Source organism: Stackebrandtia sp., assembly GCF_035643755.1.
Lineage (GTDB): Bacteria > Actinomycetota > Actinomycetes > Mycobacteriales > Micromonosporaceae > Stackebrandtia.
Genome location: NZ_DASQPW010000261.1, coordinates 1 through 11,250 on the forward strand (window position 1 = coordinate 1; position 11,250 = coordinate 11,250).

Below are 11,250 nucleotides of genomic sequence, written 5' to 3' on the forward strand. Positions count from 1 at the left end.
CGCCGTCGAGGCGCTGCGCGCCGCGTTTCGCGACGTGCTGGCGGGCATGTCGGCCGCGGACCTGGACGCCCGGCGCGAGCGTCAGGTGTTCGTGGTGACCGTCCCTCAACTGTGGACGGCGCACCTGCCCGGGGTCGCCAAGCTCGCAGAGCTGCTGAATCGTTTGGTGGCCAAGCGAATGGGCCGCGCCGAGACCGACGATCGGGTGCGCGCCACCGCGGGCGCGGTGCTCGGCGTGCTGCTGTCGGTGTGGCTGGAGTGGGCCGACGACCCGGGCCTGGACGCCGCGTCCACCCTGGACGCTCGGCTGGCGTTGTTCTAGCCCAGCTCCATCAGCGCCTGAAGCGGCCAGTGGTCCGAGGGCGTCAGGCCGCCGTGGGACCAGGTGTTGACGCCGATCGAGGTCACCGAAACGCCCGGGGTCGTGAGGATCCAGTCGATGCGGTCGCCGAGCCGCGGCTCGGGCTCCCAGGCGTGAAAGGTGGCGTACGGCGGGCTCAGGCGGGTCGCGGCGGCGTCCCAGGCGTCGGCCAGCGGCCCGTCGGCCACGAGTGTCTTGTGGACGGTGGCGTCGGGAGGGACATTGAAGTCCCCCGTGACGATCGCGGGCACGTCGAGGTCGGCGACCACCCGCCGCAACAGGTGCGCGGCCTTGTCCTGGGCGGGCACCGAGACGTGGTCGAGGTGGGTGTTGAGGACGACGAACTCCTTGCCGCTGAGGCGATCGGCGAACCGCGCCCACGTCAGCATCCGTGGGATGTCGTTGCCCCAGGTCGCCGAGCCCATCGCGGTCGGGGTGTCCGACAGCCACAGGTGCGCGTAGTCCAGCGGGGTCAATCGCCGGGCGTCGAACACGATCGCCGTGGACTCGTCGCCCCCGCCCCCCAGGCGCGACAGGTGAATCATGTCGTATCCGTCCATCATGGCCTTGAGGTCCCGGGCCTGATGGAACATGGCCTCCTGGGTGGACAACACGGTGGGCCACTCGCGCACCCACAGCCGCCGGACCAACTCCCGGCGATCCGGCCACCCGTGCGGCGCGGCGTCACGGGGGCCCCGCACGTTGAACGACGCCACATGCAGCGCCCCGCCCACGGCCGGGCCGATCAACGCGGCCGAATCGCCGCGCGGGAATTCCTCGCGCACGATAATCGCTCCCATCACCAGACGCCAAAGGAGGAAATCATGGCCGACACCGACGGAAGCGTCAAGATCAGTCCCGTGCGTTGGGTGGCCGAGCAGGCCCGCCTCTACGAGGAGTCGGGGGGCACCCGGGGCACCGACATGAGGGGCTCGCCGTGCCTGCTGCTGGACTACGTGGGCCGACGCAGCGGAGACTGGCACCGCACCGTGCTGATCTACGGGCACGACGGCGACGACTACCTGATCGTGGCGTCCAACGGGGGCGCCACTGACCATCCACTGTGGTACAAGAATCTGCTGGAGCACCCCCGGGTGCGGCTGCGGGTCGGCACCCGGCGCTTCGAGGCCGAGGCCGAGACCCTGTCGCCCGAGGAAAAGCGGCGGGTGTGGCCGCATCTGCTGGAGATCTACCCGCCGTACCAGGACTATCAGGACCGGACCGATCGCGACATCCCGGTTGTAAGGTTGCGCCCATTGACGTGACCCTCAGGAGCCCCCTCATGACCTCGCTATCCGACATCCGGTCCTGGCTTGACGCCAATCTCGCGCAGCGGCTGGAGAAACACCAGGTACCGGGGGCCAACCTCGCGGTTTATCAAGGGGGCCAGGTCATCGAGGCCGCCGCCGGCCTGCTCAGCCTCGACACCGGCGTCGAGGCCACCACCGACGCCGTCTTCCAGATCGGCTCGATCACCAAGGTGCTCACCACGAGCCTGGTGATGCAGCTGGTCGACTCCGGCGCGGTGGACCTCGACGCCCCGGTGCGGCGCTACCTGCCGGAGTTTCGGGTCGCCGACGCCGACGCCAGCGCCGCCATCACGGTGCGGCAGCTGATGACCCACACCTCCGGCTTCGAGGGCGACCTGTTCATCGAGACCACCAAGGAAGACGACGCCGTGGAGCGCTTCGTCGCCGACGTGCTGCCCACCGTGGCCCAGCCGCTGGCCCCCGGCACGTTGTTCTCGTACAACAACGCCGGCTTCGTGGTGCTGGGCCGCATCGTGGAAGTGTTGCGCGGCAAGCCTTACGTCGCCGTGCTGCGCGAGCGCCTCGCCGACCCGCTGGGGATGAGCTCGCTGTGCGTCACCGCCGACGAGGCGATCCTGCACCGGGCCGCCGTCGGCCACGTCAAGTCCGAGGCGGACGGTCAGTGGCATCCGGTGAAGGTCTGGGGTCTGGCCCACTCCAACACCCCGGCCGGGGCCACCCCCAACCTGCCCGCCGGGCAGCTCATCAACCTGGCCCGCCTCCACCTGTCGGGCGGCCTCGCCCCCGACGGCACCCGGCTGCTGTCGGAGGAATCGGTCGCGGCGATGCGGCAACCCCAGGTGGACATCCCGCGCCGCACCCGCCTGGACTCCCGGATCGGCCTGGCCTGGCATCTGTTCGACACCGCCGACGGCGTGATGGTCTCGCACGACGGCGGCACGCTGGGGCAGATCGCGTTCCTGGGCACCTGGCCCGACCGCGACCTCGCGGTGGCGGTGCTGACCAACGGCGGCAACCCCGCCGCCCTGCTCCGGGACGTGGCGGGCCACATCCTGTCCGAGCTGGGGGGCGCGAGTCTTCCGCCCGAACTCGAACTTCCCGAAACCCCCGCGCCCGTTGACAATCCGGAGCGATACGTGGGCCGCTACACCGGGCGGCTGTCCAAGTTCGAGGTCACCGAGGTCGACGGCGGGCTGTCGCTGACCATCGATTTCGGGGATCTGGCCGCCCAGAGCGGGGCGGAACGCTACCTGACCCGCGACCTGGTGCGCGTCGACGGCGAGATCTTCGCCTGCCCCGGCGACGACGGCGCGATCGCGGCCACGTTCGCCTTCATCGGGTCCGACGACTCCGGCCGTGCCCGATTCCTCCACAACCACCGGGCCAACCCCCGGGTGGAGTGATCACGCCTTGGCGGGCGCGCTCTCCTTCTTCTTGGGGGCGCCGGTCGACGTCGACTCGCTCTTCGACTCGCTCTTGGTCTCGGCCTTCTTCTCGTCCGACTTCTTGGGCGTCGAGTTGTTCTTCGACAGCTCCTTGGAGTTGGACGAGCGGGAGTCGTTGCGGTAGAAACCAGAACCCTTGAACACCACGCCGACCGCGCCGAACTGCTTGCGCAGCGCACCGTCGACGCCGCACGACGGGCAGTCGGTGAGCGCCTTGTCGCTGAAGGACTGGCGCGCCTCGAGGTCGTGACCGCACTTGGTGCAGGTGTACTGGTAGGTGGGCACTTCCTTGCCTCCGTTTGACGCTGTTAGCACTCCCGAGATAGGAGTGCTAATGAATTATGCGTCATTTTGGCGTCCGTGACCACCGCGGGTCACATCCGCGTGGTTAACGGCACAAGCGACACGACGCCGGCGCCGGGGGTGCACACCGCCGTGACCGGACGGTCGTGAGCCGCGGCGGGCACCTCCACCGGCCACTCCCCGTCGAACAGCGGCGCGATCACGGGGGTGGCGGCGCTCACCCGGGCCAGCGCCCGGTCGTAGCTGCCGCCACCGCGCCCCAGCCGGGTGCCGTCGGCGGCCACCGCCAGGGCGGGGACCACCACGACGTCGACCGCGGCGATCGCGGCCAGACCCAGCGAGGGCCCGTCCGGTTCGGACAGTCCGCGGGGGGTGCGGGTCGTGGCGCCGGCGAAGGCGGCCCACTCCAGGTCGTCGTCGGCGCGCAGCACCGGCAGCAGCACCCGCAGTCCGATGGCGCGCAGTGCCTCGGGGAGATGTCCGCCGGGCTCGTCCTTCAGCGGGTAATAGGCTGCCACGGTGATCGCGTCGCGACCCGACAAGTGGGCGAGCAGCGCCGCGTGGACGCGCCGCGTCGCGGACTCGACCTCCACTGGGGACATCTGGCGGCGTTCGCGCAGGATGTCCGCGCGCAGCCGCGCCTTCGACTCCCGTTGCCAGCGGCCGGATTGGTCCATCGTGCCTCCGTCATTCGGTCGGTATTTGGTATCGGACGACCGACTACCGGTGCGGATGTCACTGCGCTGTGTAACGCTCGCAGTACGGAGTCGTACAGAAGGAGGTGTCGGGTGCCCCTGCGTGCGCGCTTGACGGCCGCCTTCCTCATCGTCGTCCTCGGTCCCGTGCTGCTGGGCGCCGTCTTCATCGGCTCCGCGGTCTCCACCGTGGCCTCCGGGCGGGCCGCCGACCGGCTGGACTCCGCCGCCGCCGCGGTGCGCTCCACGGTAGCCGCCGGCTGCGATCGGCTCACCTCCACCGCCGACGCCGTGGCCCTGTTGTACGGCAAGTCCGCGCAGCTCGGCTCGGCGGCGCGCCGGGTGGTCGACGCCGACAAGGCTGCCGCCGTCCGCGTCACCGATCACCATGGAACGGTGCTGGCCGAGGCCGGCGACCGCCCGCCCGCCAAGGACGTCTCGGCGCGCTGCGGCAACGCGGACCCCGCCGACCGCGGGGTGGTGGGCGCGCTGGCGGCCCGGGTCACCGTGCGCGATTCCTCGGGCGCCGAGCGCGGCACCGTCGACGTGTGGACGGCCGTCGACTCCTCCTTCGTCGACCGCCTGGCCCGCGCGGCGGGCCGTGTCGACGTCACAGTGGACGACACCCGCAGGGTGCCGCTGTCCTCCTTCCCCCGGGCGAAGCTGGCCACCGAGTCGCTGGCGGCGGCCCGGGGCAGCCAGCCCGCCGAGACCGCGAGCACCGGGCGCTACGTCCGGGAGCTCGCCGCCGACCGCACCTCGCCGATCCCGCTGGTGCTGGCCACCCAGGCGCCCCGGATGTTCAGCCTGTACGCGATGCTGATCGGCATCGTCGTGGTGGCCGCCGCCCTGGCGGTGGGGGCTGCGGCCTGGCTGGCCCGCTCCACGACCCGTCCGCTGGCCGAACTGGCACGCGGTGCCGACGCGGTGGCGAGCGGCGACCTGGGGGCCCGGGTAGCGGTGCACGGCAACGACGAGCTGGCCGGGGTGGCGCGCACCTTCAACCGGATGGCCCGCGAGACCGAGGGCTACGTGTCCGCGCTGACCGCCAGCCGGGATCAGCTGCGCGGGCAGCTGGCGCTGCTCGGCGAGACCCTGTCGAGCACCCTCGACCTCGACCGGATCCTGGAGGTCATCGTGGACACCGCGATGGCCGTGACCAGCGCCCGGGCCGGGGTCATGGTCCTGGTCGACCCCGACGAGCCCGAAGTCCTGTATGGACGCGCCGGGGACGGGCTGCCCGACGGCCTGCCGGTGTCCGAGATCCGGGTACGGCTCGGCGAGGGGCTGTTGGGCCGGGTGGCCGCCGACGGGCAGCCGCGCTGCGGCCGGGTGGGCTCCGGAGGCGAGGCGATCGCCCCGACCACCGACGAGCCCTCGTGCACCACCTACCTGGCGGTGCCGGTGCGCGCCGTCACCGGCCACCCCGTCGAGGACCCGGACCTGGCGCCCAGCCCCGGCGCGCTGCTGGGCGTGCTGGCGATCTACGACCGGCTGGGCGGCGACGACTTCGACGACACCGACGTGTCCACGCTGCGGACCTTCGCGGGCCAGGCGGCCGTGGCGGTCAGCAACGTGCTGTCCCACCGCGAGGCGCAGCGGCTGTCGCTGACCGACCCGCTCACCGGGCTGTGGAACTACCGCTATCTCCAGGTGTCGCTGGCCCGCGAGGTGGAGCGCGCCGGCCGCTTCCACCGCCAGGCCGCCGTGATCGCCATCGACCTGGACCGCTTCAAGACCGTCAACGACACCTTCGGGCACCCCGCCGGGGACGCGGTGCTGGCCGAGCTGTCCGGGCGGCTCACCAGCGTGATCCGCGAGGTCGACCTGGCCTTCCGCTACGGCGGCGAGGAGTTCGTGGTGCTGCTGCCCGAGGCGGACGTCGACGGCGCCTCCCGGGTGGCCGCGCGCCTGGCCGCGGCGGTGCGCGACGCCCCGATGACGATCCCCGCCTCCGCCTCCGGCGAGGAGACCACGGTGGACGTCACGGTTTCGCTTGGGGTGGCGGTGTTCCCGGAGCACGGCGAGGACGGGGCGGCGGTGCTGTCGGCCGCCGACGAGGCGTTGTACGCGGCCAAGGCGGCCGGCCGCGACACCTGGCGGGTGGCGACAACACATAGCGCCATGCCAACTGACTTACAGGTGTTCCTCACATTCGGACCGCTAGGCTCGCAGCATGCACGCAAGCGATAACTCCGCCACCCCCATCAAGGCCGTCATCCCCGCCGCCGGAATCGCCACCCGCTTCCTCCCCGCCACCAAGGCCGTCCCCAAGGAACTGTTCCCCGTCATCGACAAACCGGTGCTGCAACACATCGTGGAGGAGGCCGTGTCGGCCGGCATCCACGACGTGCTTTTGGTTACCGGGCGCGGAAAGACGTCCATGGTCGACCACTTCGACCGCCGCCCCGATCTCGAGCAGCGCCTCATTGACCGCGGCGACACCGAGCGGCTGTCGGCCATCATGGAACCGTCCGATATGGCCGAGATCTACACCTGCCGCCAGGCCGAGCCGCTGGGCCTCGGCCATGCGGTGTCCTATGCGGAGTCCCACGCCGCCGGCGAGCCCTTCGTCGTGATGCTGGCCGACGAATTCACCGATCCGGGTGACCGGCTGCTGTCGCGGATGATCGAGGCCCAGGCCCGCACCGGCGGCATCGTGCTGGCGCTGCTGGAGGTGCCGCGCGAGCAGGTGAACCGGTACGGGGTGGCCGCCATCGAGGGCGACGTCAACGACGCGCTGGTCAAGGTCACCGGCCTGGTCGAGAAGCCCGAGGTGGACGACGCGCCGAGCAACCTGATTCTCATCGGGCGGTACGTCCTTCCATCGGCTATCTTCGATGCAATTCGGTCGACGAAGCCCGGCCGAGGTGGCGAAATACAGCTGACCGACGCGATGGAGCGGTTGCTGGAGGAGGGTATGCCGGTGCACGGCATCGTGTTCCGCGGCGCCCGGTACGACACCGGCGCGCCCGAGGGCTACCTGCGGACCATGATCGAGCTGGCATGGCAGCGTGATGACCTGGGGCCGTTCAAGGAATGGCTCACCGACTTCGTGGCCCGCGGGCCCGAGGGCTAGGTCTGTGAAACGGGGGAGACGAACCTATGGACCGAAGGGACGAGCCGGTGGCCCTGGCGGGATTCCTGTCGGCGGCGCTGGCACGGGTGCGACCGCTGCCCGTCATCGATCTGGACCTGACCCAGGCGAGCGGCTGCGTCCTGGGCGCGGACGTCACCGCGCCCGGCCCGCTACCGTCCTTTGACCACGCCACCGCCGACGGGTACGCGGTGCGGCTGGAGGACGTGGCCGGGGCCACCGCCGAGCGCCCGATGTCGCTGAAGGTGCTGGGGGACGTGTCGGCGGCGAGCTGGCGCCCGGTGCGGCTGGTGCCCGGGGCCTGTTTCGCGGTCGCGGCCGGGGCGTCGCTGCCGTCGGGCACCGACGCGGTGATTCCCCTGGCGTGGACGGACGAGGGGATGGCGGCCGTCCAGGTAGGACAGGTTCCCAAGCGGGGCCACGGCCTGCGGCGCGCGGGGGAGGAGCGCGCGTCCGGGGCCACATTGGCTCACAACGGACAAACGGTGACGCCGCAGCTGATCGCGCTGCTGGCCGCCGCCGGGGTCAGCGACGTGGTCGTGCGGCCCACCCCGCGGGTGGTGGTGATCGCCACCGGCGACGAGCTGATGGACACCGGGCGGGTCTCGCAGCCGGGCCAGCTGGTGGACGTCAACTCCCCGGCGCTCACGGCCGCGGCCTCCGACGCCGGCGCCCACGCCTTCCGGGTGGGCATCTGCGACGATGAGCCCGAGGCCCTGCGCACCGTCCTGGACGACCAGGCGCTGCGCGCCGACCTCATCATCATCACCGGCGGCACCGGTACCGGGCCCGGCGACATGGTGCGCCGCACCTTCGGGCGCGACCGCACCGTGGAGTTCTCCTCGGTGGCGGTGTACCCGGCCACGACGATGGGCTTCGGCACCGTCGGGCCCGAGGAGGTTCCGATCGCCTGCCTGCCCGGCGATCCCGGCTCCGCCATGATCGCCTTCGAGGCGGTGGCGCGGCCGGTCATCCTGCGGCTGGCCGGGGCCGAGCCGGTGTTTCGCCCCAGCGTCAAGGCGAACCTCATCGAGACGGTGTCGTCCCCGGCGAATCTGCGGGAGTTCCGCCCCGCTCACGTGGCCGAACGCCGCGGGGGTGGGTACACGGTGGCGCCGCTTCCCGGAGGCCCGTACACTCTCTCCGGTCTGGCCGAGGCGACCGGACTGATGGTATTGGGGGAGAAGGTCACCTCCGCGCCAGCAGGAACCACAGTGGATGTATTGCTGTTCGATAGGTTTCGGTGATCATGACGCCCGGCTGGCCCGCCACCCTCACCCACGATCGAGTCACCCTGCGCCCTTACCTGCGCACCGACGCCGCCACCTGGAGCGAGGTGCGCGTCGCCAACGAGGGCTGGCTGGCCCATTGGGAGCCGCTGTCGGCCGTGTCGTGGCGACAGGCCAACTCCCCGGCGGGCTTCAAGGCGCTGCTGCGCGACCTGCGCAAGTCCGCCAAGGTGGGCGTCTCGTGGCCGTTCGCCATCTGCTACGACGGCAAGCTGGTGGGCGGCATGACGGTCGGCAACATCGTGCGGCGCGCCCTGTGCTCGGCGCACGTGGGCTACTGGATCGACGAGCGGGTGGCCGGCCTGGGCATCACCCCCACCGCGCTGGCGCTGGTGTGCGATCACGCCTTCACCGCCGGGGCGCTGCACCGCATCGAGGTGAACATCCAGCCCCACAATGGACCGAGCCGCCGGGTGGTGGAGAAGCTGGGTTTCCGCGAGGAGGCCCAGTACAAGTCCTATTTGTACATAAACGGGGAGTGGCGGGATCACGTGGGATACGCCATGACCGTCGAGGACGTCGCCGTCGGCGGTGTACTGGCCCGCTACCTGGCCAGACGCGCCGAGGCCGCGTGACCGCAATGGACCGTTATTGATCGACTCTGGTCATTTCGTCAACTATCCGACAGTTCGACAGCGTACTCTTTGGTAACTGGGTCAAGCCCGCGACAGTCGCGCGGGTGGGGCGGGACGACCGCGAGGAGGGGCGATGCCGACGTCGGTGCTGTTGGCCATTTTGGCCGGTGCCGGACTGCTCGCACTGGCGCCCGCCCTGGTGAGGCGCTACGACGCCGACGAACGCATCGCCGCCGAGCGCGAACAGTCCCAGGCCCGGGTGCTGGAGCGCAAGGCCCGCCACGGAAGCACCCAGCCGGGATCGATGCCGCTCAACCCGCCGCTCGACAATCACTCCGAAGAGGACGATGAGGACGACGAGTCCCTGCTGAACCTGGAGACCCCGCCCGAACCCGAGCCCGAAACCGATGACCCGGGTCGCACGGGCTGGGAGCGCTCGGGCGCGCGTCGCGCCGCATCGGTACGGTGGAGCCCTACCCCGACGGAATCCCAAGGGCAGGAGGAGCACGTGGCCTCGGCGCGGACGGCGTGGTGGCAGCGGCGCTACCGCCGCGTCCTGTACGTGCTGCTCGCGCTCAACCTGGCGGAGCTGGTCGGCGTCGTCGCGATCGGCCCCGGTTTCTGGGTGGGAGTGGCCGTCTCCGCCGCGTTGCTGGTGGCCTTCCTGCGCTTCCTGCGGCAGCGGGTGGTGCGCCAGACGACCGCGCGCCCGGCCATCACGTCCGGCGACAAGCCCGAGGTGTACGTCCCGGCGCAGGCCGAGGGCGACTTCGACGACGCCCCCGCCGATGACGATGACCCGCCGGACGGCTTCGTCCCGGGCTTCGGCCCCGGCGCCGAGGAGGAGCCCACGGAGCCGGAACCCGCGCCGTCGCGCCGCCGTACCGGTGGAATTCGCGGCCGTTCGTATGAGTCCCCGGCGAATTTGTAGATCGCTTTGCGGCTTTTGACGGCCCATCGGGCTTTTCACGGTTAAGCGCCGACTAAGACGCGTTGGCGTCCGCGCCGAACCGGTCTTAGCCTTGGCCCTCGGTTCTGACCGGCGGGCAGAAGGAATTCCATGGCTGACAAGGGCTCCCGGCGCATGCGCGCCCAAAGATCACCCATCTGGGCGAAGGTCGTGGTGGGTTTCGGCGCGCTGCTCATGGTGGCGGCGCTGGCATCCGGCGGCTACGCGAAGTACATGATCGACAACGTCAACGACTCGGTGCCCACCAAGGACCTGGGGATCAAGGACGATCCGGGCGGGGACATCAAGGGCCCGCTCAACTTCCTGCTGATCGGCTCCGACAAGCGCAAGAGCTGGAGCAGCTCGCAGTCCGACACGATCATGGTCCTGCACGTCAACAGGGACCTCAACAAGGCCACGATCGTGTCGATCCCGCGCGACCTGAAGGTGCACATCCGCAAGTGCGCCGGCGGCAACCCCTGCGACTTCAAGATCAACTCCGCGTTCGCCGCCGGCGGCAAGGACACCAAGGCGGCGGTGCAGAACCTGGCGCGGACCATCAAGGACCTGTCGTCCACCGGCGGCACCACCGGGCAGCCCACCAAGGACGACGGCATCGAGTTCAACGGCGTCGCGATGGTGAACTTCAAGGGCTTCTACAAGGTCGCCAAGATGTTCGGGACCATCAAGCTGTGCCTGCCGTTGAAGATGACGCCCGACCACGGTCACGGCAAGACCTTCCCCAAGGGCTGCAACGATTACAGTTACAAGGACGCCCTGCTCATCGTGCGGGAGCGCCACTCCTACTTCCCCGAGGGCCACCCCGACTTCGACCCCTCCTGGGGCCTGGGCGACTACGGACGCCAGCACATGCAGCAGCAGTTCATCAAGCAGCTGTTCGTGCGCGCCGAGGAGGAGGGTTACGTGTCGAACCCCGCCAAGGTGGGGCCGCTGATCAAGACGCTGGGCAGCAACGTCCTGGTCGACCTGGGACACCGCAGCGTCACCGACTTCGCGTTCGCGCTGCGGCACGTCAAGCCGTCGTCCATGAAGACGCTGCGGCTGCCGTCGACCACAGTGGTGGAATACCCCGGCGGCACCAAGACCGACTTCGAGGAGCTCGCCGACGACCAGGCGAAACAGACCACTGAGGATCTGTTCAAGGCGATCCGCGAGGACAATGTGGATGAATGGATCGCCGACAATCCGAAACTGGTGAACAGGGAAGACAAGTAGGTACGTACCATGGTGTGGGAACACGGTTC

12 protein-coding genes are annotated in these 11,250 nt (G+C 70.3%); 9 read left to right on the top strand and 3 right to left on the bottom strand.

What is annotated here, in order from left to right; all coding sequences use genetic code 11:
• The coding region (locus tag VE172_RS20015; protein WP_324803742.1) for an acyl-CoA-like ligand-binding transcription factor at positions 1–322 on the top strand (322 nt) is incomplete at its 5' end.
• Here VE172_RS20015 and VE172_RS20020 read toward each other — a convergent pair.
• Positions 319–1,161 carry an endonuclease/exonuclease/phosphatase family protein gene (locus VE172_RS20020; RefSeq protein WP_324803743.1) on the bottom strand — a complete coding sequence of 281 codons (843 nt, stop codon included), beginning with the start codon at positions 1,159–1,161 and terminating at the stop codon, positions 319–321. The genes VE172_RS20015 and VE172_RS20020 overlap by 4 nt on opposite strands.
• 21 nt (positions 1,162–1,182) lie before the next feature.
• On the opposite strand from VE172_RS20020, the gene VE172_RS20025 reads away from it, so the two are divergent.
• Together VE172_RS20025 and VE172_RS20030 are read left to right on the top strand one after the other, a co-directional pair.
• Positions 1,183–1,626 (top strand): nitroreductase family deazaflavin-dependent oxidoreductase, encoded by a 444-nt coding sequence (locus VE172_RS20025; protein ID WP_414715130.1) that lies wholly within the window; start codon positions 1,183–1,185, stop codon positions 1,624–1,626.
• A gap of 17 nt (positions 1,627–1,643) precedes the next feature.
• Positions 1,644–3,035: a serine hydrolase domain-containing protein gene (locus VE172_RS20030; protein ID WP_324803745.1), complete on the top strand. Its 1,392-nt coding sequence runs from the start codon at positions 1,644–1,646 to the stop codon at positions 3,033–3,035.
• Here the strand turns inward: VE172_RS20030 and VE172_RS20035 are convergent, their stop codons facing one another.
• Both VE172_RS20035 and VE172_RS20040 read right to left on the bottom strand, forming a co-directional pair.
• Positions 3,036–3,362 carry an FmdB family zinc ribbon protein gene (locus VE172_RS20035; protein WP_324803746.1) on the bottom strand — a complete coding sequence of 109 codons (327 nt, stop codon included), beginning with the start codon at positions 3,360–3,362 and terminating at the stop codon, positions 3,036–3,038. It lies immediately after the preceding gene.
• 89 nt (positions 3,363–3,451) lie between these two features.
• A complete protein-coding gene (locus tag VE172_RS20040; protein ID WP_324803747.1) occupies positions 3,452–4,057 on the bottom strand; it encodes a 5-formyltetrahydrofolate cyclo-ligase in 606 nt (201 codons plus the stop codon).
• A gap of 111 nt (positions 4,058–4,168) precedes the next feature.
• Between VE172_RS20040 and VE172_RS20045 the strand changes: the two genes are divergently transcribed.
• From VE172_RS20045 to VE172_RS20070, 6 genes are all read left to right on the top strand, one after another.
• A complete protein-coding gene (locus tag VE172_RS20045) occupies positions 4,169–6,268 on the top strand; it encodes a diguanylate cyclase (RefSeq protein ID WP_324803748.1) in 2,100 nt (699 codons plus the stop codon).
• Positions 6,252–7,154, top strand: coding sequence for a UTP--glucose-1-phosphate uridylyltransferase (locus tag VE172_RS20050; protein ID WP_324803749.1), 903 nt, complete (start codon positions 6,252–6,254; stop codon positions 7,152–7,154). Before VE172_RS20045 ends, VE172_RS20050 begins: the two co-directional genes overlap by 17 nt.
• A gap of 26 nt (positions 7,155–7,180) precedes the next feature.
• A complete protein-coding gene (locus tag VE172_RS20055) occupies positions 7,181–8,419 on the top strand; it encodes a molybdopterin molybdotransferase MoeA (RefSeq protein WP_324803750.1) in 1,239 nt (412 codons plus the stop codon).
• Positions 8,420–8,421: 2 nt separating this feature from the next.
• Positions 8,422–9,036: a GNAT family N-acetyltransferase gene (locus tag VE172_RS20060; protein ID WP_324803751.1), complete on the top strand. Its 615-nt coding sequence runs from the start codon at positions 8,422–8,424 to the stop codon at positions 9,034–9,036.
• 133 nt (positions 9,037–9,169) lie between these two features.
• On the top strand, positions 9,170–9,967 hold the full coding sequence (gene sepX / locus VE172_RS20065) for a divisome protein SepX/GlpR (protein ID WP_324803752.1): 798 nt from the start codon (positions 9,170–9,172) through the stop codon (positions 9,965–9,967).
• Between the two features lie 129 nt (positions 9,968–10,096).
• Positions 10,097–11,221 (top strand): LCP family protein, encoded by a 1,125-nt coding sequence (locus VE172_RS20070; RefSeq protein ID WP_324803753.1) that lies wholly within the window; start codon positions 10,097–10,099, stop codon positions 11,219–11,221.
• The last annotated feature ends 29 nt before the right edge of the window (positions 11,222–11,250 follow it).